Here is a 25,168-nt window from a genome sequence, read left to right as displayed (position 1 = left end):
GAGTTTTCGAAGGAGCGTCAAGGTCGTTGCGCGCGCGATGCCCGGATTCACGTCAGTTGTCCGCCACGCGCGGGGTAACTGTGACATAAACGGGAACTGCCGCCTCATGGGCGGCAGTTACTTTGTCGATAAAGCGAGTCCCTTGTGAGGGGCCCCTGTTGGGCTCTGACCTTGGCGGAAGGCGTACGAAGTGGCTTAGCGTTCCTGCTGCTTGCGCCACCGGATCCCGGCCTCCAGGAAACCGTCGATCTCGCCGTCGAGCACGCCCTGCGGATTGCCCACCTCGAACTCCGTACGGAGGTCCTTGACCATCTGGTACGGGTGCAGGACGTACGAACGCATCTGATTGCCCCACGAGTTGCCGCCGTCGCCCTTGAGGGCGTCCATCTTGGCCTGCTCCTCCTGGCGGCGGCGTTCGAGCAGCTTCGCCTGGAGGACGTTCATGGCGCTGGCCTTGTTCTGGATCTGCGAGCGCTCGTTCTGGCACGAGACGACGATGCCGGTGGGGATGTGCGTGATCCGGACCGCGGAGTCGGTGGTGTTGACGCCCTGGCCGCCGGGACCGGACGCGCGGTAGACGTCCACGCGCAGCTCGGTCTCGTCGATCTCGACGTGGTCGCTGGACTCGACGACGGGCAGCACCTCGACGCCCGCGAACGAGGTCTGACGGCGGCCCTGGTTGTCGAACGGCGAGATACGGACCAGCCGGTGGGTGCCCTGCTCGACGGAGAGCGTGCCGTAGGCGTACGGCGCCTTGACGACGAAGATGGTCGACTTGATGCCGGCCTCCTCCGCGTACGACGTCTCGTATACCTCGGTCGGGTAGTTGTGCCGCTCGGCCCAGCGGATGTACATGCGCTGGAGTTGCTCGGCGAAGTCCGCCGCGTCGACGCCGCCGGCCTCGGCCCGGATGTTGACGAGCGCCTGGCGCTCGTCGTACTCGCCGGACAGGAGGGTGCGGACCTCCATCTCGTCGAGCGCCTTCTTCACCGAGGCGAGTTCGGACTCGGCCTCGTGACGGGCGTCGGCGTCGCCCTCGCTCTCGGCGAGCTCGAAGAGCACCTCGACGTCGTCGATCCGGCTCCTGAGCGCCTCGGTCTTGCGCAGCTCGGCCTGGAGGTGAGACAGCTTGCTGGTGATCTTCTGCGCCGCCTCCGGATCGTCCCAGAGGGACGGCGCCGCGGCCTGGTCCTCCAGGACGGCGATCTCGGCCCTCATGTTGTCGAGGTCAAGGACGGCCTCGATCGACCCCATGGTCGAGGAAAGGGACTTCAGCTCTTCGGATACATCGACGACTGCCACGCACCCAGCCTAACGGCTGAGCGCCGAAACCCCGCCGCCGCTCCCGGAGCCCGTCCCCGCGGGACCCGGCGGCGGGCGGTGAGCGGGCTACGGAACCGGTGACGCCGACCGCGTCGAGCCCCCGGGGTCGGACTCCGCGCCGTCGCTGCTCGTCGCCAGCCAGCCGCCGACGCCGAGGACGGCGACCAGCAGGACGGCCGTCACACCCAGCGTTATACGGCGCTTGCGCACCGCCTCCGCCTTGTGGCGGGCCGACCCGGGCCTGCGCTGGCCGGCCGCGCGCGGGGCCCTGGCCGTACCGCGCGCACCGCCCGCCAGCTCGTCGGGGGCCGGGACGCGCATGCTCGTGTGGGTGTCCCGGTTGGAATCGGGGGCCGCTCCCGGAACGAGCGAGACGGCGCCCCGGCGGCGCTGCTGCTCGCCCGCCGGTACCTGCGGGGCGTCGGCGTCGCCGTACGGCCGCTCCTCCTCGGTGGGCCCGCTGTCGGGCTCGTCCACCTCCAGGGAGGGGATGCCCGCGAGCTGGGGAAGCTGCTCGCGGAGCCGGGCGGCCAGCTCCGAGGCGCGCAGCCGGGAGGCCGGGGCCTTGGCCAGGCACTGGACGAGGAGCTGCCACAGCTCGTCGGGGATGCCGGGCAGCGGGACGACGGTCTCGGTGACATGGCGGCGCAGGACGGCTCCGGGGTGGCCGCCGCCGAAGGGCGTGAAGCCGGCGAGGAGCTCGTAAAGGACCGTCGCGAGCGCGTAGATGTCGACGGCGGCGCGCGGTGGCAGGCCCTCCACGATCTCGGGCGCCAGGTAGTCCGGCGTACCGATGATCTTCGTCGCCTTCGTACGGCGGGGGGTGTCGATCAGCTTGGCGACGCCGAAGTCGGTGAGCAGCGCCGGGTGCGAGCCGCCGGGGCCGATCGGGCCCTCCATGTCGAGCAGGATGTTCTCCGGCTTGACGTCGCGGTGGACGACCCCGGCGGCGTGCGCGGCGGCGAGGCCGTCGGCGACATCGGCGACGACGGCGACCGCGGCCTCGGGGGCGAGCCGGCGCTCGCGGTCGAGGCGGGTGCGCAGGTCGGTGCCGCGCACCAGCTCCATGACGAGTGCCAGGTCGTTGCCGTCCACGACGAGGTCGCGGACGGCGACCACGTGCGGGTGGTCGAGTCCGAGCAGCGCGGTGCGCTCCTGGACGAAGCGCCCGACCAACTCCTGGTCGGAGGCGAGGTCCTCGCGCAACAGCTTGATGGCGACGGGCCCGTCGGGTCCCTCGCCGAGCCACACCGTGCCGGCGCTGCCCCGCCCAAGAATCTGATGGGCGGTGTACCGGCTGCCGATATTCCGTGCCAAGACTGCTCCCTCAGCGGCTGGCTTTGCCCATCAAAGTACGCGGGTATCGGGGTGTTCAGTGCCCGGTACCGCGTCAACGTTCACTTCTACGGGGGAATTGATCCCGCGGGAGTCGACAAAGCGACAGAAGCGTCGGAGCCGCACCGGTGCCGGTGGGAGCCCCACCGGCGCCGGTGTCAGTTGCCTCCGGTGGACCCGGAGGTGGTTCCCGAAGTGGATCCGGTGTCCGAACCGCCGAGTTCCGTGACCCAGTCGGACACCGTGTTGACGGTGTCCTTGATCGCGTTCCAGTAGCTCTTGCCCTCGCCGATCCAGTCCTGGAGCGGGGTGAGCTCCCAGACGAGCCAGCCGGCGACGAAGAGCAGGACCAGCGTGAACAGACAGCCCTTGAGGCAGCCGAGGCCGGGGATCCGCATCGGGTTGGCGCCGCGCTGCCGGGGCGGGCGCGGCGCGGGCTGCTGGGGCGGCGGCTGCTGCGGCGGTGCGTAGCGCTGCTGCTGCTGCGGGGGCGGCGCGTACCGCTGCTGCTGCGGCGGGTGGGGCTGCTGGGGCGGGTACGGCTGCGGGGCCCGCTGCTGCTGACGCTGACGCTGCTGCTGGGGCGGCGGCGGGGGCTGCTGGCCCTGGGGCCGCTGCGGCCTGCGCCGGAGCGGGTCCTCGCTCGGGTCCAGGTACTGGACCTGGGTCTGTTCGTTGCGGTCGCGCGCGGCCCTGAGCTGGCTCTGCCAGGGGTGCGGGTCCTCGGGCCGCGGTCCGGCGTCGGGGCCGCCCGGACCGACGGGCATCACCGACGTCCGGTCGGCCGCGCCGGCCGGGGCGCCCGGCGCGTTCGTCGGCATCACGCTGGTCGCGGCCGCCGGGTCGTACGATCCCGCGTTGCTCGGCAGGACCTGGGTCGGGTCGGCGGCGCCCGGCTCACCGGGGACGGCGGTGGGCGACGGGTCGGGCGCCAGCAGGGCCCCGACCCCCATCGCGGCGTTGACCTGGGCGGAGTTCGCGTGCACGCCGATGCCGGAGGCGACGGTGCGCAGGGCGCGGGCGAGATTCACCGCGCTGGGCCGCTCGTCCGGCTCCTTACGGAGGCAGCGCTCCATGACCGTCCACAGCGGTTCGGGGACGCTCGACGGACGGCGGGGCTCCTCACTGAGGTGGCGGTGGAGCACTTCGAGTGCCGTTCCGCCCGCGAACGGCGGGCGGCCGGTGACCAGCTCGTACAGCAGGATGCCGGCGCCGTAGATGTCGACGGCGGACGTCTGCGGACGGCCTTCGGCCGACTCCGGCGCGACATAGGCGGGCGTGCCGACGAACTCGTGCGTCCGGGTCAGTCCCGGGGAGTCCGCGAGCCGGGCGATGCCGAAGTCGGTCAGCATCGGGTGCAGCTGGTCGCCGTCGTCCTTCAGCAGGACGTTGGCGGGCTTCAGGTCGCGGTGTACGACGCCGTCGGCGTGGCTGGCGGCCAGCGCGTCCGCGATCTGGGCCGTGAGCAGCGAGGCCGCGACGGGACTGAAGGGGCCGTTCTGCCGCAGGTAGTGGTGCAGGTCGGGGCCCTCGACCAGATCCATGACAAGGGCGAGGAGGTCACCCTCGACGACGAGGTCACGGGTGCGCACGATGTTGGGGTGGGTCAGGCGGAGCAGGACGGAGCGCTCGCGCAGGAAGCGCATCACCACGTCCGCGTCGTTCGCCAGCTCCTCCTTGAGGACCTTGATCGCGACGGTCTCGCCGGGCTGCCCGGCCACCGCGGCCTCGGCACCGGCGGTCTCGCGCTGACGGGCTCTCCAGACGGTGCCCGTGGCGCCGCGCCCGAGGGGCTCCTCCAGGAGGTACTTGCTGCCTACCGGCCGCACGTCACGCTCTCCCTGCTGCTGGTGGTCCTTGCATGGCCCCGGGGCCACCCGGGTGTCCGACCCACTTTAGGGCCTGTCGTTCGAATCTTGCCGGGCTCGCGGGGTCCGGCACGCACGCTCCCTGATCCAGCCTGATCCGAAAGACAGACCCTAAGAGGTCGCGCGAGGTTTCCCGTCGCGGTCATGTTCGAGTGGAAGACGCGCGCCCCTGACGGATGGTTGCCAGTCACGTGTACCCGCGGGGTCCACGGATGATCCCAACCCGCTCCCAACCATGCACTTTTGCACCCACAGCCGACCATTCAAGATCACTTACCCATGGTCCGTGGGCGTGTTGTCAGTGGCAGGTGCGAAGATGCCATCCAGCACCCGGTGTGTGGGGTCGTTCGCTCACCGTCCGTGCCGACCTGTACCGGACGATGTGTCGGTGCCGGGTGGGGGGATTCACACAGGGCAGCACCCCTGCCGGGCACCCCGCGCAGAAGGGACCGCTGACGGCGATGCAGATCCGGCTGACCGTCCTCGCGCCGCGCGGCGGCCATCCCGCGGCGCGCGCGTGCGACGTGCTCGTCACCGCCCCGGCGGGGACGGCTCTCGCGGCCGTCGCCTCCGGTCTGGCCACGGCCGTCGCCGGCCCCGACGTCTCGGGCACCGTCGTGCTGTACGCGGGGCGGGAGCGGCTGGACGCACAGCGCCGCACCCTGGGCGAGCCGCCGCTGGTGGACGGCGCCGTGCTCTCCCTCCAGGTCCCCGGCGAGGACGACGCGCCCGCCGACGACGTCCCGGCCCAGCTCCATGTGGTCGCGGGTCCGGACGCGGGCGGGGTGCATCTGCTGCACGGCGGACAGGTCAGGATCGGCCGTTCGGCGGACGCCGACGTACCGCTCGACGATCCGGACGTCTCACGGCTGCACTGCGCGGTGACCGTCTCCGACGACGGTCACGTCTCGGTGGCGGACCTGCATTCCACGAACGGCACGACGCTCGAAGGCGTACGGGTCGGGTCCGCGGCGGTGCCGCTCCCGGCGGGCGCCCTGCTGCGGCTGGGCGAGTCCGCGCTGCGGCTCACCTCCGGCGGCCGGACGCCGACGCTGGCGGCCACGCCGGACGGCGAGGGGCATCTGCGGATCGCGCGCGGAGGCGTGACCGGCGCGGGCGGCGGCGACGCGGGACCGGGACCGGGGAGTTACGGGGGCGCGCGGTCCGGCGCGGACTCCGGGTCGTACGGAACGGACGCCGACGCCGGCGGGCGGACGGTCCAGGCCCACACCCACGGCGGTCATGGCGGCCCCGCCGTCACACCCCGCGTGCCCGACCCCCGCACCCCCCGCTCGGACGCCGACACCCGCTACGGCGACGCCCTGTACGTGCCGGTGCCCGGCGCCGCCCGGCGTCCCGCGCACGACCGGGCCGAGAGTGACGAGACTCACGGCGCAGCCGACGACGACGGCCCGCAGGGACACAGCCGTACGCCCGTCTCCCGACGCCAGGGCACGCCCACACGCGGCACGGAGCTTCCCGAGGGACCCGGCAGGCGACGCGGCGGGATAGGCGCCTGGGCGAGGCGGCTGGCCGGCACCCGCGACGAGGACTTCCCCGAGGACGGCGTCCCGGCCTCCACCGGCTCCGCCCCCCGCACCAGGGGCCGGGCGCCCCTCGACGAGACCTGGCCCGACCCCGCCTGCGTACTGATGACGGCGCTGGGCCCCGGCCCCCGGCTCTGGGAGCGCGGTCCCTCCCATCCCGAATCACTCGTCCTGCGCCTCGGCACGACGGAGCGCCCCTCGCCCGACGGATCCGGCCCGCTGCCCTCGGTCCCGGTGACCGTGAGCCTGCGGGAGGCCGGTTCGCTCGGTCTCGCGGGCCCCAGGGAGCGGCTGACCGGCCTCGCGAGGTCGGCCGTGGCGCAGCTCGCCGCGCTGCACTCCCCCGCCGACCTGGAGATCGTGCTGGTCAGCTCGGACCGGACGAGAAGTGTGGAGCAGCGCAAACGGGAGTGGGGCTGGCTCGGCTGGCTCCCGCATGTGCGGCCCGCCCACGGCCAGGACTGCCGGCTGCTCCTCGCCTACGACCGGGACCAGGCCACCGCCCGGCTGGGCGAGCTGATGCGCAGGCTGGACGACGGGCCGCTCGGTACGGGGTGGGCGTCGGCCGACAGCAGGTCGATCGCCGAGGCCGCCGGGCGGTACGAGGGGACGGCCACGCTGCTGGTCGTGGACGGCGACCCCGGTTCGTCGGCACTGCGCGAGACCACCGCGCGGCTGGCGGGCGCCGGTTCCGTGGCCGGTGTCCATGTGATCTGTCTCGCCGAGACCCCGGCGGCCTCGCCCGTCTCCCCGGTCGCCGCGACGTACGAGACGGCGTGCGCGGCCTCGCTGGCCTTCCGCGAGTGCGGGGCGGTGGCCATGCTGAGCGGCGATGTGGCGACGGCCCTGCGGCTCCTCCGTACGGCGGTGGGACAGCCCGCCGGGCACGGCACGGTCGCGACGGTGGACGCGGTGTCCCCGGCGTGGGCCGACCGTTTCGGCCGGGCGCTGGCCCCTCTGCGTACGGAAGCGGGCAGCGCCGCCGCCTCGGGCCGGAGCCGGCCGGCCGCGGAGCTGCCCAGGTCGGCCAGGCTGCTGGACGAGTTGGGGCTGGCGCGGGCGACGCCCGCGTCGCTGATGGCCCGCTGGGCGTCGGCGGCGGGGAACACCACGGTGCTCGGCACGGGGCCGCACGGCCCGGTGACCGTGGATCTGGTGGAGGAGGGCCCCCATCTGCTGATCGAGGGCCCGCCGGGCAGCGGCCGTACGGAACTGCTGCGCGCGGTCGCGGCCTCGCTGGCCGCGGGCGGCCGACCGGACAGGCTCGGTCTGCTCCTGGTGGACGGCGCGGGCGGTGAGCGCGGCGAGGGTCTGGGGGCCTGTACGGAACTGCCGCATGTGACCGAGCACCTCGTGGCCTCCGACCCGGTCCGGATGCGGGAGTTCGCGCAGGCGCTGGGGGCGGAGCTGAAGCGGCGCGCCGAGGTGCTGGGGCGGCTGGACTTCGCCGAGTGGCACAACAGACGTGAGGTCGCGGAGCGGATGGTGGGCCAGCGCGCGCCGAGCCCGGCAGAGCAGCGCGGTTCGCGGCGGGAGCGCGCCGAGCAGCAGGTCGCCGGCCCCGGGGCGCCCTCGGGGGGCACCTCTGGTGTGCCGGTCGCGGGTGAGCCGGAGCAGCAGCCGACCGCCGCGGGCACAGGCACCGGCAGCGCGGGCAGTGGCACCGGCGTCGCCCCGGACGGCGGCACCCTGCGGCTGCGCCAGACCTCTGCCCGTACGCGCGGCGAGCCCGGCCCCGGCCCCGTCCTCCCCCGGCTCATCGTCCTCGTCGACGACTACGACGCCCTGGTCGCGCCCGCGCTGGGCAGTCCGGGCCGCCCGGCGGCCGGTTCGGTCGTACGGGCCCTGGAGGCGATCGCCCGGGACGGTGAGCGGCTGGGCGTCCATCTGGTCGCCACGTCCGCCCGCCCCGAACGAACGTCGGAGACGGACCTGGCCGGCCGCACCCGGCTGCGGGTGGTGCTGGACACGCCACCGGCAGCGCCCGGCCCGGACGATCCGCTGCCGGGCCGCGGCAGGCTCGGGCATCCGGACGGCCGGGTGACGCCGTTCCAGGGCGGGCGGGTGACCGGCCGGATCCCGCGTACGGCGACGCTGCGGCCCACGGTCGTCCCGCTGGAGTGGGAGCGCATGGGCGATCCGCCGACGCGCCGGCCGGTACGGGAACTGGGCAACGGCCCCACCGACCTGGCCCTGCTCGCAAGTGCCCTGGAAAGAGCGGCCCGTTCGGTGTCGGCGGTGCCGGTGAGCCCCCTGGGCCGGGTCTGACGGCGCCCCTCGGCCGTCGGGCGGTCAAGGGGTCGCCCAGTGGCCGAAAGCGGACATCCTGAGGTCGGAATTCATTTCTGTCCGGATCTCGGCAGCCGCCCTGCCTTCACATCTCTGAAATTACCCCTACGTCCGTAAACCACGTCACGAGCCCATCACGATCTTCGAATTGAAGCTCAAGACAGTATTGCGGCCTACGGTCACGGCGCGTAGGACTTACCGCACGGGACAAGGACGGCGTCGTCGGCTCGCTCGGGGCGCCGGTCCGCATGCGTAAACATGCGTCAAGATCCGCACGCGCACGGGAGAGACGGGGCAGTCATGCGTACAACTCTTAATGGCCGCAAGGCGTTTGGAGCCGGAGCACGCTCAGCAGGCCGAGGTTCACACAGAGCGGCGGTGGCGGCCGTGGTCGTCGGCGCCGTGGTCCTCACCGGCTGCGGTGGCGGCTCCGATGACAAGGAGGACGGTGGCGGCGCGAGCGAGAAGCCCGCGGCCACGGTCGAACTGCCCACGTTGGACGGCGAGAAGATCCAGGTCGCCGCGGTGTGGACCGGCCCGGAGCAGGCCAACTTCACCAAGGTCCTGGACGAGTTCGAGAAGCGGACCGGGGCGACGGTGACCTTCGTCCCCGCGCAGGACCCGATCGTCAACTTCCTCGGCACGAAGATCGCCGGCGGCAGCCCTCCCGATGTCGCGATGCTCCCGCAGGTCGGCGCGATCACGCAGGCCGTGGAGAAGAAGTGGGCCAAGCCCGTCGGCGCCGAGGCGAAGGCGCAGCTCACGAAGAACTACAGCAAGGGCTGGCAGGACCTCGGCGCGGTCGACGGCGAGCAGTACGGCGTCTACTACAAGGCCGCCAACAAGTCGCTGGTCTGGTACAACAACACGGCTTTCGAGAACGCGGGCGCGGCCGAGCCCAAGACGTGGAAGGACTTCCTGGCGACCGCCGACACGATCTCGGCGTCGGGTGTCACCCCGGTCTCCGTCGGCGGCGCCGACGGCTGGACCCTCACCGACTGGTTCGAGAACATCTACCTGTCGCAGGCCGGCCCGGACAAGTACGACCAGTTGGCCAAGCACGAGATCAAGTGGACCGACCCGTCGGTGGCCACCGCCCTGACGACGCTCGCCGAGCTGTGGGGCAAGCCCGCCCTGATCGCCGGCGGCGCGGACGGCGCGCTCCAGACCGAGTTCCCCGCCTCCGTCACCCAGACCTTCACCGGCGGTGACGCGCCGAAGGCCGGTATGGTCTTCGCCGCGGACTTCGCCGGCGTCAACGTGACCGAGGCCGGCGCCAAGGTCGGCACGGACGCGAAGGTCTTCCCGTTCCCGGCCGTGGGCGCGGACTCCCCGGTGGTGACCGGTGGCGACGCGGCCGTGGCGCTCACGGACAGCAAGGGCGCCCAGGCGCTGCTGACCTTCCTGGCGTCCACGGACGCCGCGCAGATCCAGGCGGAGGCCGGCGGCTTCATCTCGCCGAACAAGGCCCTGGACGGCAAGGCGTACCCGAACGACGTGCAGCGTGACATCGCCAAGGCGCTCATCGACGCCGGTGACGACTTCCGCTTCGACATGTCGGACCAGATGCCGCAGTCGTTCGGCGGTACGCCCGGCAAGGGCGAGTGGAAGGCCCTCCAGGACTTCCTGAAGAATCCGAAGGACGTCAAGGGCGCTCAGCAGCAGCTGGAGTCGGACGCCGCCAAGGCCTTCAAGAGCTGACGCGGTGACGTCGGCGACAACAGGGGGCACCGACACCGCGGTGCCGGCGCCCCCGCCCCCCGCCAAGGGGAAGCGCAAGAGCGTGACAGGCACACGTAAAGGCCTCGCGGTGGCGTTCCTGCTGCCCGCGCTGGTCCTGCTGGGCGCGCTCGTGGTCTACCCGATCGGGTTCTCCGTCTACAGGTCGTTCCTCGACCAGTCCGGCGACAACTTCGCGGGCTTCGACAACTATGTGGAGATATTCACCGAGGACACCATCCGGACCGCGATCAAGAACAACTTGATCTGGGTGGTGGTGGCCCCGACGGTCGCCACCGCACTCGGTCTGATCTTCGCCGTACTCACCGAACGGGTGCGCTGGGGAACGGCGTTCAAGCTGATCGTCTTCATGCCGATGGCGATCTCGATGCTCGCGTCGGGCATCATCTTCCGGCTGGTGTACGAGCAGTCTCCGGAGCGCGGCATCGCCAACGCCGTCGCCGTGGGCGTGCACGACACGTTCTCCGAATCGGCCGGCTACCCCAAGGCCCGCCCGCTGCCGGTGCATCCGCTGAAGGCGGGCGACGCCAAGGGCTCGTTCGTCACCAAGCAGCCGGTCGCGGCGGGCACTCCGGTGCTGATCCCGCTGGTCGGTGTGCCGCCGGGCAAGATGCCGTCCGACGCCGAGCCGGCCAAGGCGGCCGAGAGCGGCGGCGGCGAGATCACCGGCACCGCCTGGCTGGACTTCACCAAGGGCGGCGGCGGCAAGCCCAACGTCGTCGACTCCAAGGAACTCGGCCTGGGCGGCCTCACGATCGAGGCGGTCAAGGACGGCAAGGTCGTCGCGTCGGCCAGTGCGGCGTCCGACGGTACGTTCACCCTGCCGGCCTCGGCCGACGGAGCCGTACTCCAGCTGCCCGAGAGCAACTTCAGGGAGCCGTACAACGGCGTGGACTGGCTCGGCCCCTCCCTCGTGACCCCCGCGATCATCGGCAGCTATCTGTGGATGTGGGCGGGCTTCGCGATGGTGCTGATCGGCGCCGGTCTGGCGAGCATGCCGCGTGAACTCCTGGAGGCGGCGCGGGTCGACGGCGCGAACGAGTGGAACGTGTTCCGCCGGATCACCGTCCCGCTGCTCGCACCGGTCCTGGCCGTGGTCATGGTCACCCTGATGATCAATGTGCTGAAGATCTTCGACCTGGTACTGATCATCGCGCCAGGCTCCTCCCAGGACGACGCGAACGTGCTGGCGCTCCAGCTCTACCGCTCCTCGTTCGGCACGGACGCCAACGTCGGCGTGGGCAGCGCGATCGCCGTATTCCTCCTGCTGCTCGTGATCCCGGTGATGCTCTTCAACATTCGCCGGATGCAGAAGGAGAACCGCCGATGAGTACGACTGACACAGCGGTACAGGCGAAGCGGCCCCTGCCGGCCGAGACATCGGTCAAGCCGAAGCCGTCCCTGCCCGCCCGGATGGCGGCGAAGGCCGGCGGCGGAGTGGTCTCGGTCTTCCTCATCCTGGTCGCGCTGTTCTGGATGATGCCGACGATCGGTCTGCTGGTCTCCTCGCTGCGCGGCTCGTCGGACATCGCGGCGAGCGGCTGGTGGGAGGTCTTCACCAAGCCGGCGCAGCTGACCACCGAGAACTACTCGGAGCTGCTCTCCAACGACATCATCACCAACTCCCTCTGGTCCACGGTGATGATCACGGTCCCGTCGACCGTGCTGGTCGTGGTGATCGGCTCGCTCGCCGGTTACGCCTTCGCGTGGATGGACTTCCCCGGCCGCGACTGGTGGTTCATGCTCGTCGTCGGTCTGCTGGTGGTGCCGGTCCAGGTCGCGCTCATCCCGGTCTCCGAACTCTTCGGCGAGATCGGGATCTTCGAGACGACCTTCGGTGTGGTGATGTTCCACGTCGCCTTCGGACTCCCCTTCGCGATCTTCCTGTTGAGGAACTTCTTCGCGGAGATCCCGCGGGAGCTCCTGGAAGCCGCGCGTCTCGACGGCGCGGGCGAGATCCGGCTGTTCACGCGGGTCGTGATGCCGCTCGGCGGTCCCGCGATCGCCTCGCTCGGCATCTTCCAGTTCCTCTGGGTCTGGAACGACATGCTGGTGGCGCTGATCTTCGCGGACTCCGACTCCCCGCCGATCACGGTCGCCCTCCAGCAGCAGGTACGGCAGTTCGGCAACAACATCGATGTGCTGGCGCCGGGCGCCTTCCTCTCGATGATCATCCCGCTGGCCGTCTTCTTCCTGTTCCAGCGGCAGTTCGTCTCCGGGGTCATGGCGGGGGCGGTCAAGTAGGGCCGCTTCGGCCACCCGTTCGACGCGGAAGTACGCCAAAAGGGGCGGGCCGGTTCAACTACCGGCCCGCCCGGCGTATTTGTCCCCCGTATGCCACGTCTGGCGTAACCAGGTCACTCCATCGGCCGTTCCCGAGCCATGGCCCGGTTCAGCATCATCGTCCCCGCGTACAAGGTCCAGGCGTACTTGCAGGAGTGTCTGCGGTCGGTGCTCGACCAGACCTATGAGGATTTCGAACTCATCGCCGTGGACGACGGATCACCCGACGCCTGCGGGGCGATCATCGACGAGACCGCCGCCGGGGACCCTCGCGTGGTCGCCGTGCATCTCCCGGAGAACGAGGGCCTCGGCCCGGCCCGTAACGCCGGAATGGCCCATGCCACGGGCGACTATCTGATCTTCCTCGACGGCGACGACACCCTCACCCCCGGCGCCCTCCAGACGATCGCGGACCGGCTCAAGGAGACCGACGGGCCCGACGTCCTTGTCTACGACTACGCCCGTACGTACTGGTCCGGGGAGGTCGTCCGGAACGTCCTCTCCGACCTGCTCGCCGAGAGCGGCCCCGCGCCCTTCCGACTCACCGACCGGCCAGGTCTGCTGAGGGTACTGATGGTCGTCTGGAACAAGGCCTACAGCCGCGAGTACATCGCCCGGCAGGGCTTCAGCTTCCCGCCCGGCTATTACGAGGACACGCCCTGGACCTTCCCCGTCCTGATGGCCGCCGAGTCGATCGCGACGCTCGACCGCGTCTGCGTGCACTACCGGCAGCGGCGCCAGGGCAACATCCTCTCCACCACCAGCCGCAAGCACTTCGACATCTTCGACCAGTACGACCGCGTCTTCGCCTTCATCGACTCACGGCCCGCGCTCGACGACTGGCGCCCCGTGCTGTTCCGACGGATGCTCGACCATTTCTCCAAACTCGTCGCGGCCGGCGGGCGGTTGCCGCGCCGCAGCCGCCCCGAGTTCTTCCGCCGGGCCCGCGCCCATCACCGCCGGCACCGCACCCCGGGCTCCGCGCCGCTGCTGCGGGCCCGGCTGCGCCACACCCTGCTGCGGTTCGGCGCCCACCGCACGTACCGCGCCCTGTGGACGGCGCAGCACCTGCAACTCGGCGCCCACCGGATCGCCACGACGCTCGGCCGGGCCCTGCGCGCCGGGGCGCTGCATCTGCACTACCGGATCCAACGGTGCCTGCCGGTACGGGAGAACAGGGCGGTCTTCGCGGCGTACGACGGCCGGGGCTACGCCTGCAACCCTGCGGCCATCGAGGAGAAGGTCCGCGAACTCGCCCCGCACATCGCCACGTCGTGGATCGGGCGCGCGGAGTACCACCACACCGTGCCCACCGCCACGCGCAAACTGCGCCCGGGCAGCTTCGGCTACTGGACGGCGCTCGCCCGCGACAAGTACCTCGTCAACAACGTCAACTTCGACCCGCGCCTCGTCAAGCGCCCGCGGCAGGTCCTCCTCCAGACGCACCACGGCACCCCGCTCAAATCCATGGGCCTGGACCTCCAGGACCACCCTGCCGCCGCGCGCCGCACCGAGTTCGACCGGCTCCTCGCGGGAGTCGACCAGTGGGACTACTCCCTCTCGGCGAACCGCCACTCCACCCTGGTCTGGGAGAAGGCCTATCCGGCCGGGCACACGGCGCTCGAATACGGCTATCCGCGCAACGACGTGTTCCAGCGGGCCACTTCGGCCGACGTCGCCCGGCTGCGGGAGTCCCTGGGCATCCCCGACGGCTTCACGGCCGTGCTGTACGCGCCCACACAGCGCGACTACCGGCGCACCCCGTACGTCCCGCTGGACCTGGAGCGGCTCGCCCAGGCGCTGGGTCCGCGCTTCGTGGTGCTGACCCGCGCCCACCACACGTACGAGGCCCCGCTGCCGCACACTCCGCACCCGCGCATCATCGACGTCTCGGGCCATCACCGGGTCGAGTCCCTGTGCCTGGCCGCGGACGCGCTCGTCACGGACTACTCGTCGCTGATGTTCGACTACGTGAATCTGGACCGGCCCGTGGTGATCCACATCGACGACTGGGACGCGTACGAGGCGGCCCGCGGCACCTACTTCGACGTCCGCGCCTTCCCCCCGGGCGCGGTGGCGCGCGACGAGGACGACCTGATCGACATCTTCACCACGGACCACTGGCGCGGCTCCCGCTCAGCCCAGCTGCGCGCGGCCTTCCGGGCCCGGTTCTGCCCGTACGACGACGGTCTCGCGGCCGAGCGGGTGGTACGCCGGGTCTTCCTCGGTGAGACGACCGGCCTGCCGGCGCCGGTCCCCCTGGAGAAGCGCACCCCGGCGCCCTCCCCGGTGTCGCTGCCGCAGCAGCGGCACGGGCGGAACATGTCGGAGGTGAGGCGCTGAGGCGCCGTCGGCGGGGCTGCTGGTCGGTCAGGGCGGGATCTCGACGTACCCGTCGGTCAGGGCAGGATCTCGATGTACCCGTCGGTTCCGTGCACGCGGATCCGCTGACCGTCCCGGATCAGCCGGGTGGCCTTCTCCACGCCCACGACGGCCGGCAGGCCGTACTCCCGGGCGATCACCGCACCATGGGTCATCAGGCCGCCCACCTCCGTCACCAGGCCCGCGATCCCGACGAACAGCGGCGACCAGCTGGGGTCCGTGAAGGCCGTGACCAGGATGTCGCCGGCTACGAGATCGGCCTCCGCCATGTCCAGGATGACGCGGGCCCTTCCCTCGACGGTCCCGGCGGAGACCGGCAGGCCGACCAGGGCGCCGGCCGGCACGTCGTCGCGCCGGTACGCCCCGGTGACGGCCTCACCGTCCGAGGTGAGCACCCGGGGCGGGGTGAGCGCGTGGTACGACCGGAACGCCTCCTTGCGCCGCTGGATGAGCCGGCCGTCCACCTGGTTCGAGCGCACGGCCTCATGGAGCTCCTGGAACGTGAGGGAGAAGATGTCCTCCTTCTCAGGAAGCACACCTGCCCGCACGAGGCGCCCGGCCTCCTCCAGCAGGGCCCGCTTGTAGACGAAGTAGCGGCTGACGATGCCGTACTTCGGGTACTCCCGGTATCCGACGAAGGCTCGGACCTGGTCGATCATCCGCTTGGTCTCATCGGCCTTCCGGTCCCCGTCCGGCAGGGCCCGCAGGCGTGACAGCACGTCCCGTTCCTTCTCCCGCGCCTTCCGCCGCCCTTGCTCGAAGCGCCGCCCGGCGGCGCCCGGCCCGAAGTTCCTGACGTTGTCGAGGATCACTGGCACGAGCGTGGTGGGGCGCTCGCGCCAACGCGGTCTCGTGATGTCGATCTCGCCGACGCAGCGCATGCCGTACCGGTCGAGGTACGCCTCCATGGCCTCGCGCGCCTCGGTCCCGCCCGCGAGTCTCGCCAGCTCGTCCAGGAAGGCTTCGTCCTCGGCGTGCTCGACGCCCCGCAGGAACGCCACCACCTGCGCGTGCGGGCGGATCACGTCCGCGACGTCGAGCAGCGCCAGTCCCATCTCCGACGTGACGTTGTCGGGGGCGGAGAGCGTCAGCGTGTCCGCCGCGTTCTTCTCGCCCAGCCACTCCCGCAGCTTGTCGTTGAGCCACCACGTGGCCTCCATCCCCGCCATGATCGCCTGATGGCTCAGCGGATCACCGAGGACCCGCTTGTGCTCCTCGAAGGCCTCCAGCAGGAAGTCGAACAGCGCCGGTCCGGTCTTCGTCCGGATGTCGCGCTCCAGGGCCGCGACGGAGACCCGGCTGCGCTCGATCAGCTCGGTGACGATGGCCGGATCGGGCTCGACCGGGGCGGACGCACGGCCGACGGGCGGCCTGTCCGGAAGCGACGGGATGAAGCCATCACGGTCGAGGACGGTCTCCAGAGCGTCCCGGATCAGCGGATCGCCCCTCCCCATGGCGTCCAGGAGGCCGGCGCGGCTCGCGGGTGAGGCCAGGCGCCGGGTGACATCGACGAACAGCCTCCCGCCGGCCTCGTGCATCGGCACCATGGCCGTCAGCTGCCATATGGAGAGCCCCAGGGGCTTCATGGGGTCGGTCATCATCTGCCCGTGGCCGACGGAGACGTAGACGTGATTCTCCTGGTCGCCGGTCTCGGGGATGGGGAACAGCGTCGTGATCGGCCGGCTCTGAACGAACTGGAAGCCGTCGTCGGCCAGGCACCATTCGATGTCCTGCGGGCGCCCGAAGTGCGCTTCGATCCGCCGCCCGAGCTCCACGAGCCGTACGACCTGCGCGTCCGTGAGCGCGGGCTGCTCCCGCCGCCGCGAGTCGACCGTCACTTCCCGCGTACCACCGGCCGGCAAGGCGTGAACGGCACGCTGTTTGGCGGAGATCGCCTTGGCGACGACTTCGCCGTGCCTCACCTTGAAGAGGTCCGGGTTCACCAGCCCGGAGACCAGGGCCTCGCCGAGACCGAAGCCCGCGTCCACGGTGGCGACCTTCCGGTCACCCGTGACGGGGTCGGCGGTGAACAGGACGCCGGCCGCCTGCGGGACGACCATGCGCTGTACAACCACGGCCATCTGGACCGTACGGTGGTCGATACCGTTCCGCCGCCGATAGATCACGGCCCGCTCGGTGAACAGCGAGGCCCAGCACCGGCTGACGTGCCGAAGGATCTCCGCCACCCCGACGACGTTCAGATACGAGTCCTGCTGCCCGGCGAAGGAGGCCGTCGGCAGATCCTCCGCCGTCGCGCTGGACCGGACGGCGTAGGCGGCCTCCTCACCGAGCCGGGCAAGCGCGCGGGTGATCGCCGCCGCGAGATCACCCGGGACGGCGACCCCTTCGACGGTCCGGCGGATCCGCGCGCTGAGCGTACGGATCGCCTCCCGGTCGTCCGGGTCCACGCGCGACAACTGATCGAGCTGATCGTCGATGAACGGCGCTTCCGCCATCACCCGCCGGAAGGCGTCCGTCGTCACACAGAACCCGTCCGGCACGCGGATGCCGTCGATCCGCGCCAGCGCGCCGAGGTGCGCGCCCTTGCCGCCCACATGGGCGACCCTCGTCCCGTCAACGTCTTGGAGATCCAACACGTACCGCTCGATCACTTTCGCGCCCCCATTTCCGCAGGCTGTGCCATCGGCCGCCGATTCTGCGCCACCCCCCGGGCCTTGCCGCAAGCCCCCCGGTGCGCTATACGTTGAGAGTGGCAAGGAGAGAGTTCTCCTTGCCATTGCCTTTTGCCTACCGGTCCAGCAGATCGAACAACTCGTGCCAGCGGCGCAGGATCTCCGTCTCGGAGTAGCGCTGGACGTTGGCGCGCGCCCGGTCTCCCAGGGTGTCCCGCAGGCGGGGGTTGCCCGTCAGCCGTAGCAGGCGGTCGGCCAGTGCGTCCGTGGCGCCCGGGGGTGCGAGAAGGCCGTCGTCGCCGTCCGTGATGATCTCCCGGACGCCCGGCGCGCAGTCGAACGCCGCGCACGGCAGCCCGCTCGCCATGGCCTCCATGAGGGCCAGCGGAAACCCCTCGCCCCGTGAGGACTGGACGAAGACCGAGCTCTCGGCCAGCGCGGCCGGCACGTCGTCGGTGCGGCCCAGCCAGTCGACCGAACCATCCAGCCCCAGCGCGGCGCACTGCTTCTTCAGTGCGGGCGCGTCCTGGCCGGCGCCGTAGATGCGCAGCCGCCAGTCGGGGCGCTCTCCGGCGACCATGGACCAGGTCTCCAGGAGCAGGTCGATGCCCTTCTGGTCGTCCAGTCTGCCGATGCTGGCGACGGTCTTCCCGGTGCGGGGCGAGGGGAGTTCGGGCAGGGAGCCGAGTGCGTTGGGCATGGCGCCGACGTTGTCGAAGCCCTCGCCGATCCAGGCGTCCGCGTCCTCCTGGGTGAGGGTGAGCCAGCGGTCGACACGGGGGTAGCTGTTCTTGATCCAGCGGTAGCGGTGGCAGCGCTTGCTGTATTCGTACGACTCGTGGCTCATCCCGATCAGCCGCAGACCCGTGGTGTCGGCCTCCAGGACCCACTCCATCGGCCAGACCTGGGTGACGATCACCAGTGCGCCGGGCCCGGCCGTCTGGAAGATCTCCGAGAGTCGGGCCACGGCCCGCCGCTTGTCCGCCACCCTGGCCGCTTCGCGGCGGCGGGCGCGCAGGTCGAAGCGGTCGAGTGGCGTGCGCGGCTGCCAGGGGGTCGGGGGGTGGGCGGGGTAGAGCGCGGTCACCGGATAGGCGGGCGGCTCGGGGAGGGTCAGTTTCAGCTCCGCCTCGTGGATGCCGACGACCTGGACGCGATGGCCGTTCGCGCGGAACAGGCGGGCCATCTGGTGGGTCCAGGCGGTGACACCGCCGAGGATGTCGGTGGCGTTGGCGAGGAGGATCAGCTCGCGGGGGACGGTGGCAAGCGCGGTGTCGGTCACCGGCGGGTCCTTCCTGCGAAGAGCACGTCCACGGCGGTACGCGCGGCCTGGCCGCTCTCGTAGCCGCCGAACTTCTGGGCGAAGCGGGCTCGGTCGGCCCGGTGCGCGGTGTCCGACTGCTTCAACTCGTCCATCGCCCGCAGCAGTTCGTCCTGTGTCCCGACCACCGGTCCGGGGGCTTCGGCGCGCAGGTCGAAGTAGCTGCCGCGCGCTGCCACGTACGCGTCCAGGTCCGGTGCGAAGAAGACCATCGGCCGGTCGAGCAGGGCGTAGTCGAACATGATCGACGAGTAGTCCGTGATCAACACGTCGGCGAGGCAGAGCAGTTCGCTGACGTCGTGGTGGCCGGACACGTCGATCACCGTGCCGGGCGGACAGACGGGCAGGACGGCGGACTCCAGATAGTGGGCCCGTACGAGCAGGACGTACTCGTCACCGAAGCGCTCCGCGAACTGCCGCACGTCGAGCGGCAGTTGGATTGTCCGGCCCTTCTTCGGCATCCCCCGGAAGGTCGGCGCGTACAGCGCCACCTTGCGGTGGTCGGGGATCCCGAGCGCGGTCGCGAGCGCCGGGCGCGGGAATCGCCCCTGGGTCTCGTCGGTGGCGCGGGCGCGCACGAGCCGGTCGTTGCGCGGATAGCCGCAGCGCACGAGGGATTCGGCGGGCTGCCGGTAGTCGCGCGCGAGAGTCGTCACGTCGTGCTCGGACCGTACGAGGAAGTGGTCGAACCGGGCGAGCGCGGTGCTCAGCTTGTCCCGCTCGGAGGCGTTCTGCGCCTTGATCCGGCTCTCCGCGAAGCCCATGCGCTTGTACGCGGAGCCGTGCCACGTCTGGAGGTACGTGGTCCGGGGAGGCTTCTTCAGGTCGAGCGGAAAGCCCTGGTTGTCCACCCAGAACTGGGCGCGGGCCAGGGTCCACAGATAGCGCCAGGACAGCCGCCGGACCAGCCGCGCGTCCGCCGGGAAACCGTCGGCGGACGACGCGTACGACCAGGTGCAGCGCACCTTGCGGCGGCCCTGCGCGCGCAGTTCCTCGTACATGGCGCGCGGGCTGTCGCCGTAGCACTTGCCCATATGGCTCTCGAAGACCACCGAGCCCTTGCGGACGGGGAGCCGGATCAGCAGCCGGTTGTAGACGCGCGTCTTGAACGGGCGGGCGGAGAGCCGGCCGAAGCGCCGGCGTGCCCCCTTGGCCAGCCTCCTCAGCTTGCGGGCCGGGCGGAAGTGGGTGAGGTAGTGGACGGCCGCCGCCGCGATCCGTCCGGGGCGGCGGCGCGCTTCGAGTTGCAGCGCGAGGTGGTGCTTGACCGTGACGTACGGCTTCCAGGTGTCGCCGAACAGCCGGCCCCGGCGCGGCCGCGCCCGATAGCTGCCCGCCGCTTCGACCCGGTCCCGCTCCAGGAACAGCGGGCCGCTGGTGGTGCCCACCGGCGTGTGAAGGGCGAAGTGCGGGTCGCACACGCGGTCCCGCGCCCCGCCGACGCGCAGCAGCGCGCCGATCTCGACGGAGGCACGCCAGCGCACGGCGTCGCCCTCGCGCCACACCTCGTCCACCGGGGCCCGGAACCTGCGCCGCCCGTCGCTGCCGCGTACCAGGAACTCCAGTGTGGCCGTCAACGGGGCGTCGGGAGCGAGCAGTCGGAGCGGCGCCGGAAGCCGTCCTTCGAGGACGAGCTTCTCGCCCTCCTGGCCGCAGTGGGTGAGGCGGTTCATCAAGGGGGTGCCTGCGAGGGGCCGGTACTGGTGGCCCAGCTCCGTGACGTCGAGTTCCGCCCGTTCCCCGGGGTCGTCGGGCAGCGCCGCGCGCCAGTACACCCGGCCGTCCCGCTCGGCCAGCGCCGAGGCTACGGCGTCGGGCCTGCCGAGCGCGTAGCCGGCGGCCAGTACACCGTCGGCGTCGCCGTCGGCGAGGAGTTGGAGACAGACCCGCTCCAGGGGCGGCAGGCCGGCCCGGAGTTCCGGGTCGGTCCGGGCCGCGGGCAGCGCTGCGACCAGGGCGGCGGCGCGGGCCCGCCCATCCGCGTCGAGCTTCGGGAACTGGCGTGCGAGCGGCACGAGTTGGTCGGCGAGGAAGGCCCGGTCGCGGGCCGCGCGGAGGGCCGCATCGTTGCGGAGCAGGGGCAGTTCGGCGACGCGTACGTGCGCGGCGAGCTGTCCTTCCAGCGCGTCGGCCGGGTCGGGGGCCGCCCGGCCGCTGACGACCAGGTTGGGGACGAGGGAGATCCGGCGTGCGGCGGCGGCCAGTTCGGCGCCGAACAGGATCTCGGCGCGGTCCAGGTCCTCGGCGTAACGCAGCCCCGCCCGGTCGAGGAGAGCGGTACTCACACAGAATCCGGTCACCAGGGCGTCGGCGACGACGAGTTCGGGGGCGTCGGCCAGATCGTCGACGGTGCGGGAGCGCGCGTACAGCTCACTCTCGACGATCCGGACCGGGGGCTGCTCCTTGGCGCGGCGGCCCGCGCGCCGGGTCCACCGGCCGGCCACGAGTTCGGCGCCGGAACGTTCGGCGGCCTCCCACAGATTCCGGCAGGCGTCCTGCTGGAGGCGCTCGCCCTCGCCGAGGACGGTGACGTACCGGCCTCGTGCCTGGTCCAGGCCGTGGTTGCGCAGCGCGGCGGTGGTGGGGGCCTCGGCTCCCGAGGTGACGACCCTGACGCGCGCGGGGTCGAGCGCGGCGAGTTCGTCGGCCACGGCGCGTACGTCCTCGGCGGCCGACTCGGCGTCGGCGAACCCCACCGCCCCGGCCCGCGCGCCACTGCCCGGCCCACCGTCAACGGGGCCGATGCCCGCCGGCCCCGCGACCGTCAGGCCGAGCACCACCACCGCCTCGGTGGCGCGCATCGTCTGGGCGACGACGGACTCCACCGACCGGCGCAGCGCCTGCGCGTCCAGTCCCGCGGTGACGACGCAGCTGATCTCGACCGCGCTCATGCCCCGCCCCCCACGGGCATCAGGTCCGCGACACGGGCGGCGGCGGTGCCGTCGTCCAGATCGCAGAACGTCTCCCGGAACCGGTCGTACGCGTCGCCGGGCACCCGGGTCCGGGGGGCGCGCAGGGCCGCCACGAGCGCGGCGGTGTCGGCCACCACCGGCCCCGGCGCCGCGGACTCGAAGTCGAAGTAGAAGCCGCGCAGGGTGTCCCGGTAGTGCTCCAGGTCGTAGGCGTGGAAGTACATCGGCCGGCCCGTCTGCGCGAAGTCGAACATCAGCGACGAGTAGTCGGTGACCAGGGCGTCGCTGATCAGCATCAGCTCGGCGACGTCCGGGTAGCGCGACACGTCCCGTACGAAGCCGGTCGCGCCGCGCCCCGCGCCCGGGACCGTACCGCCCACCAGGTAGTGGCGGCGGACCAGCAGGACATGGTCGTCCGCCAGTTCCCGCGCGGCCAGTTCCAGATCGAGCCGGAGGTCGAGCCCGTAGCGACCGCCCTTTCTGGGCTGGTCCTCCCGCCAGGTCGGCGCGTAGAGGATCACGCGCTTGCCCTCGGGAATCCCGAGGTGGTCGCGCAGGGCGGCGGCGACCTTGGCCCGGTCGGACGCGTACAGCAGGTCGTTGCGCGGATAACCGCACTCCAGGACCGTGCCGTCGTATCCGAAGGCGCGGCGCATGATCGGGGTGGAGAAGCTGTTGGGCGAGACGAGCACACTCCACTGCTCGGCGCGCCTCGGCAGGGTCGCGATGTACGCCTCGTCGGCGTGCGCGGTGCCCGTCAGATCGCGGCCGATGCGTTTGAGCGGGGTGCCGTGCCAGGTCTGGACGACGTGCTGGCCGTCCGCCCGCTCGAACCATTCGGGCAGTTGGGTGTTGCTGACGACGCATCGGCTGCGGGCCAGCGCCTCGTACCAGTCGGCACTGTGCAGTTCGACGGCGCGGACGTCCCTCGGCAGGGCCACCTGCCGGTCGCGCACGACCCACAGATGCTCCACGGGGGCCCGCCGGCGCACCAGCTCCTCGTGGACGGCGCGTGGTGAGTCGGAGTACTGCCTTCCGTCGAAGCTGCTGTAGAGGACGGCGTCCCGCGGCGGGCCCGCCGCGCGGGAGTTGGCATAGACGCGGCGCAGCCGCTGCTGCCGGTAGGCGCCCCGGTCCTGCTCCGGGAGCACGGACCCGGAGTGCAGCTGGAGCATGTCCTGCTGGTGCCGGTCCAGGGTGAACTCGCGTCCGTCCAGGGTCCGTACGAGGGGGAGCGTCTGGTGCCGCGAGGGCTGGATCCGGACGGGGGTGTAGCGTTCCGGGTCGCTCTCGCCCGGCTCGCGGACGTACAACCGCCAGCGTCCCTCGGGCAGTTGGCGCACGCCGTTGAGTCCCTCGACGGCGCCGGGCAGCAGGGCTGTCCGGAACCGGCCGTCCGGGAGGATGCTGACCGGGAAGACGTTCTCCTCGCGGTGACCGACGTGCCGCAGCACCAACTCGGCGGCGCGCAGGGCGGGTTGGCTGCCTTCCAGGACCAGCTCGCCGTCCGCCGTCCAGTCGACCGTGTCGGCCACCGGCTGCTCGGTCTGGTCGCTGAGGACGAGATCGCCCGCCGCGTTGGCGGTGACGAACAGTTCGCGGCCGTCGCCGAGGCCGTAGTGTCCGGGCCGGACGGCGCCCCGGGCGGCCACGGCGAAGCGGCTGCCGTTGGCCCGTACGAGATGGACGCCCCAGGGCACGGTGGACCGCCGTCGCGCCGCGGGGTCGCCGAAGACCGACAGCGGGACGTCGGCGCTGAATGTGCCGTCCGCGAGGCGGAGCGGGAACTCGTGGACGTCCTTGGTGTACCAGTTCTGGACGGCCAGCGCGCTCGGCGGGCGGTTGGTGGCGTGGAGCAGCCCCTCGATGCGCACGGCGCCGTCCGCCGCGTCCGTGCCGCCGTCCGCCGTCGAGTGGTGGCCGTGGCCGGTGAGCAGGGCGTGTACGGGCTCGACGCGCAGTTCGAGCTTATTGCCGGAGAGCGTGGGCACGACGCGCGTGGTGTCGTCCACGTAATGCACGGCCGGCACGGCGGGCCCCGCGGCCGAACCCGTCAGCCGCAGCGGTGCCCGGCGCAGCCGTCCCGCCCCGAACACCCCCATCTCCAGCTTCCACACGGTGCGGGAGATACGGGGACGAGCGGCCTTCGCCTTCGCGAGCCGGACCGGGTCGACCACGGTCTCGAACCCGGCCCAGTCGTAGGCGTGCAGCCCCTGCCTGGACTCGTACGTCGCCGCCGGCATCCGCACGGTGCGCGTCCGCAGCGGCAGCACTCGCCGCTTCCCCGTGCGCAGCCAGGCGACCTTGACGGACTTGCGGCGCGCGTCGGCCGGCACGTTGCGTACGTACGCGTAGCCCTTGAGGTGCAGTCGCCCGTCGCGCCATACGGCCTCGGTGAGATGCGAGGTCACCGGCAGCTCCTTGGGCCTGAGGGTGGCGACGGCCCGGGGCAGACCGCCGGTGAGCATCGGGTACTCGGCGCGGGACCTGCGCAGTCCCCGGACGCCGAAGGCCCCGGGGTCGGCCTTCTCATGGGCCAGCAGTGCGAGGAGTTCGGGCATCCGGCGTTCCCGGATCAGATGCCACTTGACGCGCAGATGCAGCGGCAGGGCGTCGAAGACACTCTGGTCGACCCTCGCGGCGAAGGCGTTGGCGTGGTCGAGGAAGGCCGTGTGGAATTCGGCGTCGCCGTCGGGCAGCGCCTCGATGAAGAGCCACAGATCACCGGAGAGGACATGGTGGTGGTAACGGCGCTCCGCGTCGGCCCAGTCGGTGTCGCCGCCGCCCGCGTCCGTACGCCGCTGCCCGGCGAGGAAGTCGCTGACCGACGACACGGCGGTGACCCGGTCCCGGATCCCCCTCGGCACGGCGCGCTTCGCGGTGATCGAACCGTCCCTGGTCCGCCAGTGGTAGACGGGCCCGGACAGCACGTCCACACCGCTCGCCAGGAAGTACGCGGGGAGTACGACGGCGATGTCCTCGTACAGCACCCCGACGGGAAAGGCGAAGCCGTGCCGGTCCCAGAAGGACTTCCGGAACACCTTGTTGCAGGCGATACGGTCCCCGAGCAGCACCCAGTCGCGGGTGATCCGCGTCCCGGAGCGCTCGGTCGCCATCGACTTACGGAACATGGGCGCCTGTACGAGCGCGCCGCCGGGACCGAGCCTGAGCACATTGCCGGTCGCGAAGTCGGAGCCGGAGGCGTCGAGCGCCGCGAGCATCCGCTCGTACGCGTCCTCCGGCACGACGTCGTCACTGTCGACGAAGGTGAGGAACTCCCCCCGGGCGCACGTGACTCCGGTGTTGCGCGCCGCGCCGAGCCCGGCGTTCTCCTGCTCGACCAGCCGGAAGCGTTCGTCCTGTTCGGCGAACCGTCTCGCGATCCGTGCGCTCCCGTCCGTGGATCCGTCGTTCACCATGACGATCTCGGAGTCGGCCATGGTCTGTCCGGCCAGTGAGCGTAGACAGTCGTCGAGATAGTCCTCCACGTTGTAGATGGGCACGACGACGGTGAGGCGGGGGGTCATGCGTGGTG

At 71.7% G+C, this 25,168-nt stretch carries 12 protein-coding genes; 5 read left to right on the top strand and 7 right to left on the bottom strand.

The features are described from left to right. Window positions 1–195: 195 nt before the first annotated feature. The 3 genes from prfB to ACIBBB_RS33710 all read right to left on the bottom strand — a co-directional run bounded on the left by prfB (window position 196) and on the right by ACIBBB_RS33710 (window position 4,487). Window positions 196–1,302 carry a peptide chain release factor 2 gene (prfB, locus tag ACIBBB_RS33720; protein WP_398988836.1) on the bottom strand — a complete coding sequence of 369 codons (1,107 nt, stop codon included), beginning with the start codon at window positions 1,300–1,302 and terminating at the stop codon, window positions 196–198. An 87-nt stretch (window positions 1,303–1,389) separates the two neighbouring features. Beyond that, window positions 1,390–2,640 carry a protein kinase gene (locus tag ACIBBB_RS33715; RefSeq protein ID WP_398988834.1) on the bottom strand — a complete coding sequence of 417 codons (1,251 nt, stop codon included), beginning with the start codon at window positions 2,638–2,640 and terminating at the stop codon, window positions 1,390–1,392. A 176-nt stretch (window positions 2,641–2,816) separates the two neighbouring features. After that, a complete protein-coding gene (locus ACIBBB_RS33710; protein ID WP_398988832.1) occupies window positions 2,817–4,487 on the bottom strand; it encodes a protein kinase in 1,671 nt (556 codons plus the stop codon). A 500-nt stretch (window positions 4,488–4,987) separates the two neighbouring features. On the opposite strand from ACIBBB_RS33710, the gene ACIBBB_RS33705 reads away from it, so the two are divergent. The 5 genes from ACIBBB_RS33705 (at window position 4,988) to ACIBBB_RS33685 (ending at window position 14,728) form a co-directional block, all read left to right on the top strand. Further along, window positions 4,988–8,341, top strand: coding sequence for an FHA domain-containing protein (locus tag ACIBBB_RS33705; protein WP_398988908.1), 3,354 nt, complete (start codon window positions 4,988–4,990; stop codon window positions 8,339–8,341). 321 nt (window positions 8,342–8,662) lie between these two features. Continuing rightward, window positions 8,663–10,063, top strand: a complete 1,401-nt coding sequence (locus ACIBBB_RS33700) for an ABC transporter substrate-binding protein (protein ID WP_398988830.1) — start codon at window positions 8,663–8,665, stop codon at window positions 10,061–10,063. A 4-nt stretch (window positions 10,064–10,067) separates the two neighbouring features. Then, the gene (locus ACIBBB_RS33695; RefSeq protein ID WP_398988828.1) at window positions 10,068–11,432 is read left to right on the top strand and encodes a carbohydrate ABC transporter permease; all 1,365 of its coding nucleotides are present in this window, start codon (window positions 10,068–10,070) and stop codon (window positions 11,430–11,432) included. Next, complete coding sequence (locus ACIBBB_RS33690) at window positions 11,429–12,346, top strand: carbohydrate ABC transporter permease (RefSeq protein ID WP_398988826.1); 918 nt, start codon at window positions 11,429–11,431, stop codon at window positions 12,344–12,346. Before ACIBBB_RS33695 ends, ACIBBB_RS33690 begins: the two co-directional genes overlap by 4 nt. A gap of 138 nt (window positions 12,347–12,484) precedes the next feature. Next, complete coding sequence (locus ACIBBB_RS33685; protein WP_398988824.1) at window positions 12,485–14,728, top strand: CDP-glycerol glycerophosphotransferase family protein; 2,244 nt, start codon at window positions 12,485–12,487, stop codon at window positions 14,726–14,728. 56 nt (window positions 14,729–14,784) lie between these two features. On the opposite strand, the gene rph is transcribed toward ACIBBB_RS33685, so the two are convergent. From rph to ACIBBB_RS33665, 4 genes are all read right to left on the bottom strand, one after another. Beyond that, window positions 14,785–17,379 carry a rifamycin-inactivating phosphotransferase gene (rph, locus tag ACIBBB_RS33680; RefSeq protein WP_398988822.1) on the bottom strand — a complete coding sequence of 865 codons (2,595 nt, stop codon included), beginning with the start codon at window positions 17,377–17,379 and terminating at the stop codon, window positions 14,785–14,787. Between the two features lie 136 nt (window positions 17,380–17,515). Next, window positions 17,516–18,682, bottom strand: a complete 1,167-nt coding sequence (locus tag ACIBBB_RS33675) for a glycosyltransferase (RefSeq protein WP_398988820.1) — start codon at window positions 18,680–18,682, stop codon at window positions 17,516–17,518. Continuing rightward, window positions 18,679–21,612 (bottom strand): CDP-glycerol glycerophosphotransferase family protein, encoded by a 2,934-nt coding sequence (locus tag ACIBBB_RS33670; RefSeq protein ID WP_398988818.1) that lies wholly within the window; start codon window positions 21,610–21,612, stop codon window positions 18,679–18,681. The genes ACIBBB_RS33675 and ACIBBB_RS33670 overlap by 4 nt, the downstream gene beginning before the upstream one ends. Beyond that, window positions 21,609–25,160, bottom strand: a complete 3,552-nt coding sequence (locus ACIBBB_RS33665; protein WP_398988816.1) for a CDP-glycerol glycerophosphotransferase family protein — start codon at window positions 25,158–25,160, stop codon at window positions 21,609–21,611. Before ACIBBB_RS33665 ends, ACIBBB_RS33670 begins: the two co-directional genes overlap by 4 nt. Between the last annotated feature and the right edge of the window lie 8 nt (window positions 25,161–25,168).

The sequence above is a fragment of the Streptomyces sp. NPDC051217 genome (assembly GCF_044455465.1).
GTDB lineage: Bacteria > Actinomycetota > Actinomycetes > Streptomycetales > Streptomycetaceae > Streptomyces.
This window is presented reverse-complemented; position numbering and strand designations above follow the sequence as displayed.

What these genes read in the sequence shown, in the direction of transcription:
- ACIBBB_RS33705 (WP_398988908.1), top strand. Translation starts at nt 4,988, where the DNA reads ATGCAGATCCGGCTGACCGTCCTCGCGCCGCGCGGCGGCCATCCCGCG.
- ACIBBB_RS33700 (WP_398988830.1), top strand. Translation starts at nt 8,663, where the DNA reads ATGCGTACAACTCTTAATGGCCGCAAGGCGTTTGGAGCCGGAGCACGC.
- ACIBBB_RS33690 (WP_398988826.1), top strand. Translation starts at nt 11,429, where the DNA reads ATGAGTACGACTGACACAGCGGTACAGGCGAAGCGGCCCCTGCCGGCC.
- ACIBBB_RS33685 (WP_398988824.1), top strand. Translation starts at nt 12,485, where the DNA reads ATGGCCCGGTTCAGCATCATCGTCCCCGCGTACAAGGTCCAGGCGTAC.
- ACIBBB_RS33670 (WP_398988818.1), bottom strand. Translation starts at nt 21,612, where the DNA reads ATGAGCGCGGTCGAGATCAGCTGCGTCGTCACCGCGGGACTGGACGCG.
- ACIBBB_RS33665 (WP_398988816.1), bottom strand. Translation starts at nt 25,160, where the DNA reads ATGACCCCCCGCCTCACCGTCGTCGTGCCCATCTACAACGTGGAGGAC.